Source organism: Nostoc sp. (assembly GCF_036917435.1).
Lineage (GTDB): Bacteria > Cyanobacteriota > Cyanobacteriia > Cyanobacteriales > Nostocaceae > Nostoc.
In genome coordinates this window covers 84,126-102,774 of record NZ_JBALDM010000042.1, presented here as the reverse complement: position 1 = coordinate 102,774, position 18,649 = coordinate 84,126, and the positions used below count along the sequence as shown (strand labels likewise).

Annotated in this window: 7 protein-coding genes; 1 reads left to right on the top strand and 6 read right to left on the bottom strand. The window is 38.7% G+C overall.

Annotated elements, in window-relative coordinates; translation table 11 throughout:
• Positions 1-10 precede the first annotated feature (10 nt).
• A complete protein-coding gene (locus tag V7K98_RS20570) occupies positions 11-1,126 on the top strand; it encodes an NAD(P)/FAD-dependent oxidoreductase (protein ID WP_335025133.1) in 1,116 nt (371 codons plus the stop codon).
• A gap of 42 nt (positions 1,127-1,168) precedes the next feature.
• Here the strand turns inward: V7K98_RS20570 and V7K98_RS20565 are convergent, their stop codons facing one another.
• From V7K98_RS20565 to V7K98_RS20540, 6 genes are all read right to left on the bottom strand, one after another.
• Entirely contained in the window at positions 1,169-1,606 is a 438-nt protein-coding gene (locus V7K98_RS20565) for a hypothetical protein (RefSeq protein WP_335025131.1), read from the bottom strand.
• On the bottom strand, positions 1,579-3,264 hold the full coding sequence (locus tag V7K98_RS20560; RefSeq protein ID WP_335025129.1) for a GUN4 domain-containing protein: 1,686 nt from the start codon (positions 3,262-3,264) through the stop codon (positions 1,579-1,581). The genes V7K98_RS20565 and V7K98_RS20560 overlap by 28 nt, the downstream gene beginning before the upstream one ends.
• Positions 3,265-3,294: 30 nt before the next feature.
• Entirely contained in the window at positions 3,295-5,328 is a 2,034-nt protein-coding gene (locus V7K98_RS20555; RefSeq protein ID WP_335025127.1) for an ABC transporter ATP-binding protein/permease, read from the bottom strand.
• 174 nt (positions 5,329-5,502) lie between these two features.
• Positions 5,503-9,855 (bottom strand): non-ribosomal peptide synthetase, encoded by a 4,353-nt coding sequence (locus V7K98_RS20550; protein WP_335025125.1) that lies wholly within the window; start codon positions 9,853-9,855, stop codon positions 5,503-5,505.
• Positions 9,856-10,136: 281 nt separating this feature from the next.
• A complete protein-coding gene (locus tag V7K98_RS20545; protein WP_335025123.1) occupies positions 10,137-10,733 on the bottom strand; it encodes a Uma2 family endonuclease in 597 nt (198 codons plus the stop codon).
• Between the two features lie 53 nt (positions 10,734-10,786).
• Entirely contained in the window at positions 10,787-18,508 is a 7,722-nt protein-coding gene (locus V7K98_RS20540; RefSeq protein WP_335025121.1) for an amino acid adenylation domain-containing protein, read from the bottom strand.
• Positions 18,509-18,649: the final 141 nt, after the last annotated feature.

Below are 18,649 nucleotides of genomic sequence, written 5' to 3'. Positions count from 1 at the left end.
CAAAACAGTAATGAGTCATGTAATTATTATCGGTTGTGGTGTAGTTGGGGCTGCGATCGCTTATGAACTGAGTCTAGTACAAGGACTCAAAATCACAGTTTGCGATCGCCAACCACCAGCCCAAGCTTCCACGGGCGCTGCACTTGGCGTTTTGATGGGCGCAATCAGTCAAAAAATTAAGGGCAAAGCTTGGCAGATGCGACAAACTAGCATCCAACGCTATGAAACCTTGATTCCCGAATTAGAAGCTTTAACAGGTCGCAAAATCCCTTTTAACCGTCAAGGAATTCTCAGTCTGGGTTTGGAAGAGGAGAATTTAGCAGCATGGGAAAAACTTGTAGAAATTCGCCACTCTCAAGGCTGGCATTTAGAAATATGGGACACAACTAAACTCCAGAATATCTGTCCTCAAGTTGATTGCGAAAAAATTACTGGCGCTGTCTATTCTCCTCAAGATCGTCAACTTGATCCTACTGCTCTCACATTAGCTTTAGTTGAGGCTGCCCAAGAAAACGGCGTAACTTTCAAATTTGGTGTGACTGTTTTGGATGCTCAAACCTCATCACCTGAATCTTCCCCCCAATTTTGCCATCAACTTGAGACTACAGAAGGAAAAATAGGCGGAGATTGGTTTATAGTCGCAGCAGGGCTAGGTTCAACACCACTGACGGCAAAATTAAATCAGATAATTGATATCCGCCCCGTACTGGGACAAGCGTTGCAAATGCGTGTAGGGCATCCATTAGGCAATCCTGATTTTCAGCCAGCGATAACGGGTAACGATGTGCATATTGTTCCTGTAGGTGGTGGAGATTACTGGGTAGGCGCGACAGTGGAGTTTCCCAGCAATGGAAATGAGATACCGCCAAATCAAAAACTATTGGAATCTGTTAGAGAACAAGCGATCGCATTTTGCCCAGAGTTAGCCACAGCAACAATTCTCCGCACTTGGTCGGGGTTACGTCCCCGTCCTGAAGGTCGTCCAGCCCCAGTTATTGGTAAATTACCAGGGTTTAGTAATATTCTCCTAGCTACCGGACACTATCGCAACGGCGTTTTACTAGCACCCGCCACAGCTTATGCAATTCGAGAGATGATTAGCGATCGGGCAGTCGGAAGTAGGTAAACTTAGCTGTCTCTAATTTGATTATTTTTGAATTTTTAATTGTTAAGTGTTACCCCGCATTCCCGATGGGATACTTATTTTTGTACCAATAATTGATTGTTCTCCATCCTTTAGTAAAAATTTAGAACTATTAATTTTAACGACTTCATACTTTTCGGCTGTAAATAAAGAACCCAAAGTAGCTACAATATCTGCAACAGAAATTTTAAAAGCTAGGGGTATTTGTAAATTTAAAAATGATTTGGGAATACTTTTAATATTTAGATGCAGTTTGCGATCGGTTACGTACCATACACCATTAAATTTATTTCCTGTTATTAGTTCTTTAGGTTTATGTAGAATAAATGTTTGAACCCTAGTTTGTTCGTAAGTCATATCATCTTTAAAGATAATAGATATTTTTTCCCAAGCTGTATCAAAACGCCATTTTCCAAAAAGCAAAACTTCTATTTCTATATCAGAAAGATTAATATTATCCATATTGATGTTCGGTTACAAATTTTTGTTCGAGAAAAAAATAAGTGCATCTGCCAAATTAACCAAGGCCCAACCCGCCAGGCTGCCATTGACAGGTCTTTTGTACATGAGTTTGAGGATAAATCAAAGGTTTTTTGGTCATAGTGTAACCATTTAGCCGGTAGATGTCCCATCGGTGTCATCGGGGACAATTTAAAAGTTAGTTGCTCATAGTCTAACCAGTTTCCTTCTTTTCGCCAACCAAGGCGATCGCCAAGTCTCTTTTCTGCTTCATAATCTACTTGACCACCCATTTCGCTCCAAATACTTTCCTGAACACTGAAGCCAAAATAACCATAACTGTATTGTTCCCAAAGTTGATCGATGATATGGAGGTCTTGACAAGAAAAGTTATCAATATCTTCCTTATAAACTTCATTCCAATAATCCTTCTTCATGACTTGTAGGATTAATTTAGTAGTTTCAAGATCAGCTTCTTTCCATTTATGCTCACCCAGCAGATTCCGCAGTTGTGTATAATCGATATTTCTATTGCTTGGGAACGTAACATTGTTATTTGTCAGTTCTATAAATCTTATTTTTTCAACAGGTGTTGTAGAGACAAAATTTACTTCTGCTATGTCTAATACTTTTCTTTGATCGGTGAGTTGCTTAGATATGTAATTAGATATTAAATCAATTCCCTTGTCTAAAAAGACATCATTTTCACCCAAGTCTAAATTATCGATTTGCCAATCAAATAATTGAGATTCAATAAAAGCATCTTTTAATCGAGCTTTTTTATCATAACTTGTCACCATAAAATCAAGAAAAGTTTCAGAAATTGTCTCAGTTTCTCCAATGTTTAATAAATTAGATTTATGTTTCAAAATATTGTCCCCTAAAATCTTAATATCTCCAACAGTTGCGTAGAAATATTCATCTACTTTGACAACTTCATCTATTAAAGTTTGGAAAGGACTAAAATAATCTTGCAAAGAATTTTCAAAATTGATTGCAGCCTGAGCAATTTTAGCTATTTCTTTACGTATTTTATTGGCTTTTATTTGATATTTATAAATCTCTTGATATACTTCTATATCTTTGACTATTTGCTGAACGATTTCTTCTTGTTTTTTGGTATCTTCTGTCAGTTTTTTAATTCCATTACCAAGCAATTTTATCTTTTCTAACATCATAAAATAGGCATTGGTTAATAGTAAAACTGATTTAAAGTTTTCTTGCTTTTCCCATCTCAAATCTTCAATTATTTTTAGATTATTTTTATTTTTTATCTCTAATTGTATTCTTTCATCTTCTAAATTTTTTATTTCTAGATATTTTTGTTTGAATAACTTCTTTAAGTCATCCGTAAGTTTTAACAAAAAATTATGATAACTATTCTTATAGTTTTCTAGTAAATTAATAATATCAATGTAATCCTTAATGAAAAGTTGGATCTCCTCAAAAATCTCTCCCTGACTAACTTCTTCTTTCCACTTAATTATCCCTCCAAACTGATGATTATATCGAATACCTTCTTTAATTAGTCTTTGACGTTCTCTAATTTTTTTTTGAACTATTTTTACACCATTATTTTTGAGGATAGGCAATTGATAAGTTTGTTCGTAAATGGAAATATTTTCGTAAGCAATTAATTGTCTTTGTTGTTTAGTTAGCATATCCTTCATTTTTAAAACTATCAATACTTCTTAAGCTCTTACCCATTTCAATACCTTCGGGTCTTTGTCGTAGTGGTAGGTAAAGCCATCTTTAGTAGTAATGGATTTTCCCAGGCTAGCCTTGCTACGAATAGTATTAATAGGAGAGTCTGTTAATGTTTGCATTTCCTGATGAGAAAGCCTTGCAATTGTGTCTACCTCAATCGATATCTCTGGTTGAGTTAGAGATTGATTATTTGCTAATATATTTATTGCTGTCTCAGCACTTTTTGGGTAATAATTGACAATTTGCTGTGCTTTTTGAAGGCGATAATCTTCCACAGTTACAAGTTGCCAACTAGAATCTTGTGATAATTCTAAAACCCATTGATGATAATTAAACAAACTTTCTCTGTGTCCAACACTGATAAAAGTTGTCTTAGTTGATTGTAACTGCTCATATAATTTTCCTTCATTGTCCAAATCTAAAGCGCCTGTTGCTTCATCTAATATAGTAAAGCTAGGATGAGTAATTAATAATCGTGCGAATGCAAGACGCTGTTGTTCACCCAATGAGAGTATATTTTCCCAAGGAACTTCAGTATCAAAACCATCTACTCGACTCAGCAAGTTTTGCAAGTTAACTCGTCGCAAAATTTCTTCTAGTTCTCCATCGGTCATTTTACGATTTGTTTGAGGATAGAGTAACTGTTCGCGCAAAGTTCCCAAAATTATATAAGGACGTTGGGGCAAAAACAATACTTGTTCTAAAGGAGGTCGCACCAGACGGCCAGTTCCAGCATTCCACAAACTAGCGATCGCTCTCAACAGAGAACTTTTACCTCTACCACTCGGACCAACAATCAATAAACCTTCTCCAGGCTGAACAGAAAGTGATAAGTCTTCGACGATTACCTGTTCATAGTTTGGTGTTTGTAAGGTGACATGCTCGAAAGCAAGACGATTTTCTTCTATAGTTTTAATCGTACTTACATTCTCTGGTTCTTTGGTGACAGCTTTTAACGCATCTGACAACTCACTTAAACGATCAACGTAACTAGAAAATCTTCCAGAAGTTCCAAATTCATTGATTACTTCTGCCATAGCAGTAGCAAACAGATTGCAAGCTAAACTAGCTTGGCCAACTTGTCCAAAATCAATTTCGTCTCTAATATATAAAGGCCCAAGTACTATAAATGGAAAAATTTGGATAACAGCCTGATATCCTCTACTAAAAATATCCTTATTTCTTTCCCAATTAATCTTGCGTGTAGCACTTTTTATCAGATTACTAAATCGGCGCTGAATTATATTAACTTCTTGTTTTTCTCCCTGAAAAAAAGCTATCGATTCAGCGTGATTCCTAACATGGGTTAAAGCATAAGCGTAGTCAGCTTTAAATTCGAGTTCTTCTTGATTAATCTTATTCAATTCTTGAGTCAAGTAAACAGCAATCACATTGCCTATGATGGTATAAACAACTAAAGCAATTGCAACAAATTGGGAAATTGACCAGAGAATGACTAAAAAAGTAATCATTTCTAGCGTTTTTTCTAGTAGAGTAGCTGAAAAATTGAGAGCGCTTCTGGTAATAGGTTCGATTTCTTGGGATAGACGTTGGTCTGGGTTATCAATATCAGATTTAAAGTTGATTTTATAATAAGCACGCTTTCTAAAATATTTTTCTAATGTGTGATTATTTAGCCATTCATACCAATCTAGAGCAATTTTTTTTCTGATAAACTTCGTAAATCCTACTAGAAGTGTTACACAGACAAGAGCAGCACCGTAAACCAATACTGTATCAAAAAATTTATTAAAATCTTTCTCTTGAATGATCGCATCGACCAAATAGCGACTAACGAAGCTATTAAAAGCAGTTACACCTACGAGCGCAATTATTAATAATATTAGGATAATCAACATTCCCCAGGCGCGAATCACACTTGAGAAAACTCTTCCCTGTGCTTCTGTAGGATACCAGTAAGGCCCTGTGATAGCTTTAATATTTTCCCAAAATTGAGTAAAAGTTGAAATAAAAGAATCTTTTTTTAAGGGTTGATTGCGAAAGGTCGTAGATTGCATTTTGTATTCCTGTTTGAGGCAATTAAAGGGGCGAGTTGTTGTTTAGTTGGGTAAGAGAATAAAAGACTTGCCTAGTTTTATTAATAAGTTGGATATGAAATATAATCAAGAGAAACGAACCGCAAAGGACGCAAAGGGCACAAAGAAAGAAAGAAGCTATGAAATAGTTAATCTCTACTGTGCGTTATCTGCGATCGCAAGCTGTAATTGTCTGGCTAAGATTTTTACATTGGGTTCATAAAGCATTCGACCGTGGTTTCCAGGTACTTCGATCGCCCTGACAGGCTTTTGACTATAGGTTTGCCATCCCCAATGGGGTAGATCGCAATCGGAAAAAGCTTGTAGTTCTTGTAAAAGAATCTCCTGAACTTCTTGAGCGCGGAATAAAACAATGGGTGCAGAAATTGGATGATTAGGCTGATATTTAGCATAATTGAGCGTCAGTACTTTCATTATTTGCAGATTTGTTTTCAGTAAGGAGAGGGTTGAGTGTTCCGGTAGAACATTATGACGGTACAAATATTCTGCCGTCAGTTCCCATCTGGCTCGATCATCAGTTTGAGCGGCTAAATCATCATATTGCAGACCTAAAGAGATTCCCTTCAAGGCTTCAATTCGCTGAATCGTTTGCCAAATCCAATCAAGGTCTGTTCTATCAGTAATACACTCAGGGCGAGAAACTAGTCCGGCATCAAAGATAGCCAGTAAATTCACCGTTTCACCTTGCTGTTCGAGTTGAGAAGCCATTTCAAAAGCAACGGCACCACCTGAAGAATATCCTGCCAGTATGTATGGACTGTTGGGTTGCTGTTGACGTAATTGCTCAATCATCTGACTAGCATGAAGCTCAACCGATTCAGGGAGCGCGGTAGAACCATTTCTTCCTGGAGTTTCGAGTCCATACACTGGCCGTTCATTTGTGAAATTGATTGCTAAATCTCGAAAATAGAAGCTGTGTCCATTTGCACCAGGAAGACAAAATAGAGGGGTTGCATCTCCTAGAGGTTGAAGTACAAGTAAATCAGAATTTGACTGTTGAACCTCATTATTAGTTAGTTGTTGTGCCAGTTGAGCAATAGTAGGATTCTGAAATAAACTACTTAAAGAAAGTTGTTGCTCAAATACCTGTTGAATATTATTTAGCAATTTTACCGCTAGTAAAGAATGTCCTCCCAAGTCAAAGAAGTTATCATGAATTCCAATTTCTTGACGTTCGAGAACAACAGACCACACTTGCGCTAGCTGTTGTTCAACTTCGTTGCGTGGGGCTTCATATAAGCCTTCAATCTCACCATTGGGAGCGGGTAAAGCTTTTCGGTCAATTTTGCCATTGGGAGTTAAAGGTAACTTATCTAGAACAATAATCTGAGCAGGTATCATGTAATCTGGCAGACGGGATTTAAGATCGTTTTTTAATTGGGTAGATAAATCACTAGTAATTCCTGTTAGATATGCAATCAAACTCTGGTTGTTCTCAGTTTTATATAGAGTTACAATTGCTTCCTTAACTAAGGGATGTTGCAATAAAATTGATTCAATTTCACCGAGTTCAATCCGAAATCCTCGTAATTTAATCTGATCGTCAATGCGACCCAGGTACTCAAGATTACCATCATCATTCCATTTTGCTAAATCACCAGTTTTGTAAATTCGCTCAGTTTTACCGAATAAGTTAACTTGAATAAACTTTTCAGAGGTTAAATCAGGGCGATTCAAATAGCCTCGTGCTAAACCCACTCCCGCAATGCACAATTCCCCTGACATTGCTGGGGGCAATGCTTGGTTGTGAGCATCTAAAATGTAGATGCGGATATTAGATAATGGTTGCCCGATGGAAGGTTTTTTCTTATTTGGTTTACAACTAGCGATGGTGGCAATAACTGTCGATTCCGTTGGGCCGTAGCAATTGAAAAAATGTCTTCCTGTTCCCCATTGTGTCACCAATTCGGCTGGGCAAGCCTCACCACCAACGATTATGGCTTGCAAATCAGGTAAGGTGGCTGGAGGTAATACAGATAAGGCGGAAGGAGGTAATGCAAAATGGGAAATTTTGCAATTAGCTAACAAGTCAATTAAGGCTTGATTTGGTAACAAAGTTTCTTTCTGGGCTAAATACAAACAAGCACCTGCTCCCAAAGCAGTGGCAATTTCACCAATAGATAAATCAAAACTAAAAGAACCAAATTGAAGCCAACGACTTTGGGATTTAACTTGAAAAGTTTTCGCCCAATTTAAAGCTAGATTAACAATTCCTTGATGCTCAATCATCACCCCTTTCGGTCGTCCCGTCGAACCAGAAGTATAGATGACATAAGCTAAATCATGAGGCGTACTTTGGGGATTGGGATTATCTGACGCGATGTGCAACTTATTCTTAGAACCCCTCTCCAAATCTCTCCCCCACAGGGAGAGAGGTGTTGATTCTTGCTCCCCTTCCCTACAACGGAAGGGGTTGGGGGTTAGGTTTGAGAGAAAGTTGCACACGGCATCATCATTTAATACCTCACCAAGATTTTCTTCATCCAAACAAATTACCTGACAAGGATTTTCTAGTTCAGCTAGTGGTAATTTGTCTTTGAGAAAACTTTGGGTTAGTAAGACTGATATCCCAGAATCTTCTAACATGAACCTAATCCGATCTTGAGGATAATTGGGGTCAATCGGTACATACGCGCCACCCGCTTTGAGGATAGCGAGTAAACCAATAATCATATCTAAAGACCGTTCAACGCAGATACCAATTAAGGTGTCAGGCTGAATTTGGTAATTTTGAATTAGGTAATGAGCGAGTTGGTTAGTTTTTTGATTAAGTTGTTGGTAAGTTAGGCTTTGGGATTCAAACACCAAAGCGAGATTATTAGGATTTTTCGCAACTTGTTGTTCAAATAAATCGACTAGAGTTTTATCATGTGGATAATTAGTTTCTATTCGATTCCAGCATTGTAATTGTAGAGCTTCGGCGGCTGTCATCAAAGGCAGAGTTTTGATAGGTTGCTGAGGTTTATCAACAATTCCCTTAAGCAAAACTTCAAACTGTTCCGCCATCCGTTCGATGGTGCTTTTCTCAAAAAGATCGGTAGCGTATTCCCAAAAACAATTTAACTGGTTGTCAGATTCTATGACCATAAGTGTGAGGTCAAACTTAGCAAAGGGACAATAGAAATCAAGCCATTGAATCTCTAATCCTGGCAAACTCAAGTCGGGACTTTCATTATTTTCCAGAGTTAACATTACCTGGAATAAAGGATTATGACTCATGCTGCGTTCTGGTTGTAACTTTTCTACCAGAAACTCAAAGGGAATATCTTGATGAGAGTATGCATCTAAACAAGTTTGGCGAGTTTGTTGGAGGAATTCAATAAAGCTTTGCTCAGGTTTGATTTGGTTACGCAGTACCAAAGTATTGACAAAAAAGCCAATTAGTGATTCTGTCTGACTATGGGTGCGGTTAGCAATGGGAGAACCAATACATAAATCTTCTTGGCGACTGTAACGAGAAAGTAGAACATTCAAAGCTGCCAACAAAGTCATAAATAGGCTTGTGCCTTGTTCTTGACTTAAAGCTTTAATACCAGCGCTTAATTCCGGGGTGAGGGAATAGAGATAACGTGCGCCTCGGTAGCTTTGCAATGCTGGACGGGGATAATCGGTAGGTAACTCCAGTAATGGGGGAGCATTCTGAAGTTGATGTTTCCAGTAGTTAATTTGAGTTTCTAATACTTCACCCTGTAGCCAGTTTCGTTGCCAGTTTGCGTAGTCGCTGTATTGAATGGGTAATGGTGCAAGGCTTGGTATTTGATTTTGGGCAAAAGCCGTATAAGCTTGCCTGAACTCACGGACAAACACTCCCATTGACCAGCCATCACTGACAATGTGGTGCATATTAATCAGCAACACATGTTTTTGCTCTTTGATTTGCAGCAGTTTGGCTTTAAATAAAGGGCCAGTATTTAAGTCAAATAGTTCTCGAACATGAGCATCGATAAAATGTTGAATGGTTGAGGATTGGGGATATTCATCAAGTTTACGGCAGTCTTGTATCGTTAAAGCTTCGATTTCGCCTAAATTTGTGTAGTTTACCGCCGCAGACATCGCAATTTGGGGATTTCCCGCCACTGTGGGAAAATACATCCGTAGACTGGCATGACGGTTAAGCAGATAAGCAAAACTAGAGCGCAGGGCATCAATATTGAGGTTGCCGTCTAGTTGTAAAACCATCGGCATATTGTAACTAGCTGACGGCCCTTGGAGTTGCGCTAAAAGCCAGAGGCGTTGTTGAGCAAATGAAAGAAACTTTGGGGCATCATCTGGTAATACCGGGATTTCCTCTGCTATGACTGTTGTAGCTTTGGCAGAATTTAAAAATGCTAATATATCTGCCTTATTGGTTTGAATCTCTTGCTTTAGTTCAGAAGTGAGGGTGTTTTTACTAGTCCGAATTCGGAGTTTATCATCTTCAGCCCAAATTCGGCATCCTATATTCTGTAAACGCAGCATTAAACCAACAATTTGCTCATTTTTAATCATAACTTTAGTCGGACGCAATCAAAATTTATTATTAACAGTAAATATAGGAATCCGGTTTGATTTCTGAAAAGATACGTAGGGTGCGTTAGCGACAGCGTAACGCACCAAACCCTTGATAATGGTGCGTTACGAACTTCGTTCTAACACACCCTACATACATAATTTTGTTCAAAAATTAAATATGAGTCCTATAGGACTTTTTAAACTATTTTCATGGTTTGTAGTAAGCACTTTAGTGCTTAGAATATAAGGACTAAAGTCCTTACTACGAACTTACCCTTTTAAATTAGTTCTGGTTTCTGTACAATTGCCTCCAATTCTACATTGTCGTAAAGGTCGGTAAAAGTAGCGGTCAGGTTAATGCTTTTGAGTTCAAATGTTTGGTCGTCAGGTGTATAGGTTTGTAGCACCCATAAGCCTTGCTCATTACGGCGGAAGGTTTCAAATCGTTGGTGTTTGGTGTTAACTAAAACATATTCTTCTAGGCTATCAAGGGTTTGATAGTCGTTGAATTTGTCACCTCGATCAAAGCCTTCGGTAGACTCGGATAAAACTTCGATAATAAGTTTAGGAAAACGTTTATAAGTCGGTGTTTCTCGGTCTTTAGGATCACAGGTTACGATAATATCAGGATAATAAAAGCGGTTACGTTTTTCAATCCGGGCTTTAATATCTGCAAAGTAAACTCGACAGCCTGATCCTCGAAAGTGATTACGAATCAGAAGAAATAGGTTTCCGGTAATGGTGTTATGGATGTCAGTTGTTCCTGCCATTGCATAAACTTGACCATCGATATATTCGTGTTTGATGTTGCTTTTCTCTTCTAGCTGTAGGTATGTTTCGGGAGTTAGAAAAATGGAATCAGATAGGGCAATCATAGGTTAAGGTAAAGATAAATTTTACTTGAAGACGTGTTTTCAGCCGTGGTACTTTAAAATTCTATTTCCTCTTCGTCTGAGTTGAGAGGCTGCATACTTTTGTTAGTGGAATTAACCCAAATCAAGGTATCAAGATAATCAGCTAATTCACTGAGGATAGGGAATTCAAATACCTTCCGCAAAGGCAGTTCCACCTTGAATTTATCACGGATGCGGGCAATGAGTTGGGTTGCTAATAATGAATGTCCCCCTAAGTTGAAGAAGTCATCATGCCGGGCGATTGTGTCATATTTAAGCAGCTTCGCCCACAATTCGGCAAGCAATTTTTCTGTCGAAGTTACAGGTAATTCAATATCTGTTGCTGCAACTCCTGTATTTGGGGTAGGTAAGGCTTTATAGTCTACTTTACCATTCGGTGTTAATGGCAGTTGCTCTAAAATAGTGAAATGGCTAGGAATCATATAATCAGGGAGAGTTTTGCCCAGAAAATCTCGCCATTCAGCTAACAAAATTGAATCAACTTGATTGGTGTGATATTCTAACGGTTGGTTTGCATAATCTTGCCAAGGTTTCAGTTGTAAATTCTCCCCTTGCGTAAATCGTGGTAATGTCACTTCTCCAGAAATATTACGTTGAAAAACAACATCGTAATTAGAAAATTCTGTAGGATTATATTGGATAAAAGGTGTATAAGACAAATTTACTGCTAAAGTTCTGAATGCTTCGGGTTCTATGTCTAATTTAGTTTGAGCAATTACCGCTTTTAAATCTGCAACATTACCATCTAATTGAGCAATTTCTTCTAATAGCATTATTTCTGAAGTCAGACGAGCATTAGGAATATTCTTGATACCTAACAAATCTGGTTGCTGAATCGTTAAAATTTTCTCGATTGTTTCCAAATTCAGTTCTTCACCTTGCCAATCTAACCATTTAGGTGACGCAACGGGAGTCTCTGTTTGATCCAAATGTAAAATAACGTTATAACGAAAACGGCTCATTTCCGTTTGGGCATAACCCCGTTGCAATTGAATTTGTAGATGGCTAATTCGCGGAAATCGTTGTTTTAAGGCAATAAAGAAATCAGGATCAATCAGTAATTCACCTTCAGTTTCAATGCTTTTTTGAATCTGTTGACGCAAGTCCTTAATTAATAACTCGTCGGGGGCGCGATGAAACTCGACTGCGGTATGGAAAGCTTCCAAGAGATTCAGATTTCGCACATCCCCAATAAAGATTTTTCCCTGAGTTGTTATAGCTTTCATAGCCCCATCCAATACTGACAAAAGGTAATCTAAGGAGGGAAAATACTGGATTACTGAATTCATGATTACCAAGTCATAAGAATTTGTTTCAATGTGATCAAACTGGTTCGCTGCACTGGCTTTTAAGCTAACTTTGTCTTGGAGAGATTGCTGTTTGAGATGTCGTTCAATATAGTGCAATGCTTCAGGTGAAAGATCAGTACCTAAGTATTGCTGACAATGAGGCGCAATTTTAAATAATAACAGCCCTGTCCCACAACCAATTTCCCAAATCCGTTGCGGTTGCAATTCCAGAATTTGGGCTACTGTTGTATCTCGCCATTCCTCCATCGCCGCTTGGGGAATGGGTTTTCCTGTGTAGCTATCATTCCAGCCCGCTAGATTCAGGGTTGGATTATCGGTTGGGGTTTGTTGCTGAGAGTAGCTATCATTGAAAACTTGCTGCCATAATTCAACCTGTTCAACTTGCAGACTTTTATCTTCTAGGTTGTTATTTGTCGGTGTGGGTACAATGTAAGCTAGCAAGCGTTGCGCGATCGCAGTTTCTCCTGCTAAAATCACAACTGCTTGTCCAATTTTGGGGTGTTGAGCTAATAAAGCTTCAATTTCACCCAATTCAATCCGAAAGCCCCGCAGTTTGACTTGGTTATCAATCCGCCCCAAATATTCTAAGTTACCGTCTCGCAACCATCTTGCTAAATCCCCAGTTTTATAAACTCGTTCTCGTTTACCAAATAATTCTAGTTCGATAAATTTTTCTGCTGTGAGTTCGGCACGATTTAGATATCCACGGGCTAAACCAGCACCAGCAATACAAAGTTCGCCAGGAATTCCTGGAGGTAGCGGTTGATTTTGGTTGTCTAAAATGTAAATTCGTGCATTGGCAATTGGTTGTCCAATTAATAAATCGCCTACTACATCCGTTTTTCCAGTTGCTTCGTAAACACAACACCCCACAACTGCTTCTGTAGGCCCATATTCGTTAATTAAGCGAGTATCAGGGGCATGAGTCAGCCACGGAATTATTTGGTTAGCGTGTAATGCTTCACCACCTAAAACAAAGGCATTAACTCGATTTGGCATAGCATCAGGGCTGAGTTGCTGATTTAAGATTTCCAGATGAGACGGTGTGATTTTGACAAGGGAAAGATGTTTGTTCTCTTTGACGATGTTTGCTAAAGCTTCAATTTCTTGTTTTTCTTTCACCAAGGTGGTGGTACGCCCACAAATTAGAGGTAGAAAAAGGGAGGTAATGGTTGCATCAAAGCTTAGGGAAGACTGTACAGGTGTCCCTTGCCCTTGGGCTACCGCATAGAAGTCTTTTGCCCAGTGCAAATAGTTACTTAAACCACGGTGCAGTATTTCTACACCTTTTGGTTGTCCGGTAGAACCTGATGTGTAAATTACATAAGCTAAATCATCTTGATTTTGGCAAGGTGGGTTATCTGTAGATTGATTTGCAAAGTTATCTTTATCTATACATATTATTTGGTATTGCCGATCCCATTCTTTAATCGCTAATCTATCTTTAAGTTGACTATGAGTTAGTAAAACCCTTGCCCCACAGTCTTCCAGCATAAAACGAATCCGTTCTTGTGGGTAGTTGGGGTCAATTGGCACATAAGCCCCGCCCATTTTGAGAATACCAAACAAACCAATGACCATCTCTAGCGATCGCTCCACACAAATCGCTATCAATGGATTATCATGCTCTTTTTTGAGTTCTAATAGCGAATACGCCAGTTGATTAGCTTTTTGATTCAGTTCTTGATAACTCAGGCTGGAATCTTCAAACACCACGGCAATATTATCGGGGGTTTGTGTAACTTGTTGTTCAAACAGAGTTACGAGGGTCTGTTCTTGAGGATAATCAATGTTAGTTTGATTCCAAACTCGCAGTTGTTGAATCTCTGCTGTTGTCATCAAGGGCAGTTTACTAATCGGCTGTTGAGGATTTTCGATAATCGCACCAAGTAAGACTTCAAAGTGTCCCGCCATCCGTTGAATAGTTTCTGCCTCAAATAAATCGGTGGCATATTCCCACATACAATGTAGTTGCTCGTCCCTTTCACAAAGATCGAGTGTTAAATCAAACTTGGCATAAGGATAACTTTGATCCAACCATTTAATATCAAGCCCTGGTAGATTGACATTTGTCCCCGCCCCTTCGGTGTTTTGCAACACTATCATCACTTGGAATAAAGGGTTATAGCTGAGGCTGCGTTCTGGTTGTAACTGTTCTACCAAATACTCAAAGGGAATATCTTGATGGGAGTATGCATCTAAGCAAGTTTGGCGTGTTTGTTGGAGTAACTGGTTAAATTCTTGCTCTGGCTTGATTTTACTCCGTAATACTAAGGTATTGACAAAAAAGCCAATTAGTGATTCTGTATAGCTATGGGTGCGGTTAGCGATCGCAGAACCAACACATAAATCTTCTTGACGGCTGTAACGCGATAGCAAGATATTAAAAGCCGTTAACAAGGTCATGAACAAACTAACTCCGTATTTTTGACTCAAGATTTTGAGTTCCTGAGTCAGTTCATGACTCAAACGATATTCTTCACGCCCACCTTGATAACTTTGTTGCACTGGACGAGGATAATCGGTAGGTAAATCTAGTAATTGGGGAGCATCACCTAATTGTTGTTTCCAGTAATTTTCCTGACTTTCTAAAATCTCCCCTTGTAACCAACTGCGTTGCCAAGCTGCATAATCACTATATTGAATCGGCAATGGTGACAATTTTGGAGCATCCCCCGCAGCAAAAGCCGGATAAGCCTGTTCCCATTCGCGTTTAAATACCCCCATCGACCAGCCATCACTAATAATATGGTGCATATTCAGCAGCAACACATTTTTATGTTCACTTAATTGCAGTAGTTTCGCTTTGAACAGAGGGCCAGTATTTAAGTCAAAGGGTTCTTGAGCGTGGTTATTTGATAACCTTTGTACGGTTTCTGCTTGAGTCTGGGAATCGAGTTTTTGTAAATCTGTGATTTCCAGTACTTCAATATCTTCTAAATTTTGGACAACTACTTGCGCTTCTCCCTCCAAAGCTGGAAAATAAGTATGGAGAATGGCATGGCGATTGAGGAGATAATTAAAACTTGCCCGCAACGCCTCTATATTTAACTTGCCATCAAGTTGCAAAGCCGTTGACATATTATAAGTAGTCGAGGTTCCAGTACCTTCAAGTTGGGCTAAAAACCAGAGTCTTGATTGAGCAAAAGAAAGAGTTTTGGGAACATTTTCAGGTTGTGGTGTAATAGGAGGTAAAGCGATTCCTGAAGATGCTTTGTCAATTTCTATTGCCAACTCAGACAAAATGCTTTGCTCAAATATCTTACGGACAGGTATTTCCACCCCAAAACTATCACGAATGCGGGTAACTAATTGAGTCGCTAATAAAGAATGTCCACCCAGTTCAAAAAAGTTGTCTCGACGACCAACTAACTTAACTTTTAAAAGACTCTGCCATAAAATAGCAAGAAGTTCTTCTGTTGGCGTAACAAGTATTTCAAAGTTATCGTAAGCAGTTGTTTCTGGTGCTGGTAATGCTTTCCGATCTAGTTTACCGTTAGGGGTAAGTGGCAGATGATCCAAAACCATAATCTGGCTAGGAAGCATATAATTTGGCAGGCGATTTTTCAGATAATCTTTGAGTTGACTAGCTAAAATACTAGATTTTTCCGTCGCCGTGATATATGCTACTAGCTTAGAGTTACTATCAGTTTGACATAAAATAACAACTGCTTCTTTAACTGAAGTATGTTGCAATAGTAACGATTCAATTTCACCCAATTCAATACGGAATCCCCGTAATTTAACCTGAGCATCAATCCGATCTAGATACTCAAGATTACCATCATCATTCCATCTTGCTAAATCGCCAGTTTTGTAAATTCGCTCAGTTTTACCGAATAAATTAACTTGAATAAACTTTTCGGCGGTTAAATCAGGACGATTCAAATAGCCTCGTGCTAAACCTACTCCTGCAATGCACAATTCCCCCGGAATTCCTGGGGGTAATGGTTGATTATTCGCATCTAAAATGTAGATGCGAATATTAGATAATGGTTGTCCAATAGAAGGTTTTTTCCCATTGGGTTCACAACTAGCGATAGTAGCAATAACTGTCGATTCCGTTGGCCCATAGCAATTGAAAAAATTTCGTTCCCTTCCCCATTGTGTCACCAATCCGGCTGCACAAGACTCACCACCAAGGATTATAGCTTGCAAATCAGGTAAGTTCGCTTGCGGTAATACAGATAAGGCGGAAGGAGGTAACGCAAAATGGGAAATTTTACAATCAGCTAACAAGTCAATTAAGGCTTGACTAGGTAATAAAGTTTCTTTCTGCGCTAAATATAAAGAAGCACCTGTGGACAATGCAGTAGCAATTTCACCAATAGACAAATCAAAACTAAAAGAACCAAACTGAAGCCAACGACTTTGAGATTGAACTTGAAAAGTTTTCGCCCAAGTTAAGGCTAGATTAATAATCCCCCTATGCTCAATCATCACCCCTTTGGGTCGTCCTGTTGAGCCAGAGGTGTAAATTATATAAGCTAAATTATCAGGCAGAATTTGAATATTAGGATTATCTATTAACGCCGAACTAAAAGTTTCCTCATCTAAACAAATTACCTGATGTTCCAGTTCAGCTAGAGGTAATTTATCTTTAATAAAACTTTGGGTGAGCAATAATGATGTTTCACAATCTTGTATCATTAACTCAATCCGCTCTTGTGGATAATTTGGGTCAATCGGTACATAAGCAGCACCCGCTTTGAGGATACCGAGTACGCCAATAACCATTTCTAAAGAGCGTTCAACACAGATACCAATTAAAGTGTCTGGTTTAATTTGGTAATTTTGAATTAGATAATGAGCAAGTTGGTTAGCTTTTTGATTAAGTTGTTGATAAGTTAGGCTTTGAGATTCAAACACCAAAGCGATATTATTAGGATTTTTCGTAACTTGTTGTTCAAATATTTTAACTAGAGTTTGATTGTGAGGATAATCAGTTTCCGTTTGATTCCACTGTTGTAGTTGTTGACATTCAATTTCTGTGAGCAACGGTAGAGTATTAATTGGTTGTTGAGGATTATCGACAATTCCTTGAATCAAAACTGCAAAATTTCCTACCATCCGTTGAATAGTTGTAGATGCAAACAAATCGGTGGCATATTCCCATTCTCCTGTTAACCCTTGAGGAGTTTCCCGAACCATTAGCGACAAGTCAAACAGCGTTGTTGTGTTTTCCCATTTAAAGGGATTCAGGGTTAATCCAGGGATTTCTAGCGTCTCTTGCGTTTCATTTTGCAAGCCAAAAGCTACTTGAAATAGGGGATGATAGGAGAGCGATCGCTCTAAACCCAATTCATCAACTAGTTTTTCAAAGGGTAAATCCTGATGTTCGTAGGCATCTAGGGTTACTTGCCTCACCCGTTCAAGCAATTCTAAGAAGGTTGGATTGCCTTGTAAGTTGGTACGTAATGCTAGGGTATTGACAAAAAAGCCAATTAATGACTCAGTTTCTCGACGGTTGCGGTTTGCGATCGCAGAACCAACAACAATATCCTCCTGTCCACTGTAGCGCGAAAGTAACAGCGTAAATGCTGTCAGTAAGGTCATAAACAGAGTTGTTCCCGACTCCTGACTCAAACGCTTTAACTTTTGAGTTAAATCCTGATTGAGTGTGCCAAACTCGCTACGCCCCCGATAGGTTTGAGTTGACGGGCGCGGTTGGTTTGTGGGTAATTCTAACAGTGGCGGGATTCCGGCTAATTGTTTTTGCCAGTAATTGAGTTGCTTTTGAAGTACCTCTCCCTGTAACCATTGTCTTTGCCAGTGAGCAAAATCGGCATATTGCAGTGATAATTCTGGTAAAGGAGAAGATTTACCAGCACAGAAGGCGTTATAAAGCGTGAATAATTCCCGGTGGAATATCTGCATTGACCAGCCATCACAAACGATATGATGAATAATGAGCAACAGTAGATGAGATTGGCTACTCAGTTGCAACAACTTTACCCGCAGCAAAGGTGGGTTTGATAAATTAAAGGGTTGTTGTAATTCTTCTATCGCTAACTGTTGCGCTTTTTCTAACTGTTCTGCTTCCGTCAATTGTCGCCAATCTATCAGTTGCATCATCAACTGGGGATTGGCATGAATTACCTGTATTGGCAAAGCATCGACAACTGAAAAGGTAGAACGTAATACTTCATGACGTTGAATAATTGCTGTAATAGCTTGTTCTAAAGCTGCTATTTCAAGACACCCGCTAATTTGCCAGAAAAACGGGACATTGTAGACACAATTTTCGCCTTCTAGTTGATCGATAAACCATAATCTTTGTTGAGCAAAAGAGAGGGGAAGCGCTTGTTGGCGCGAAACAGAAATTAAGCTGTTGTTATTTTCTATAGATTGTTTTTTCAGCTTTTGTAAGATTAATTCTCGCTTTTCAGGTGAAAGGGTTTCAAGACGTTTTAGGATATCGCTCATAATACTTGTTGTTAAAAATTATTGAAATCGAACCATAGAGACAAGACAGCGCGGTCTTGGGGGTTTCCCCCATGAGCGACTGTCGCGCAGAGAACACAGAGAGATAAGAAGTAGAATATTTCATTAATCTCTCGTTAATTC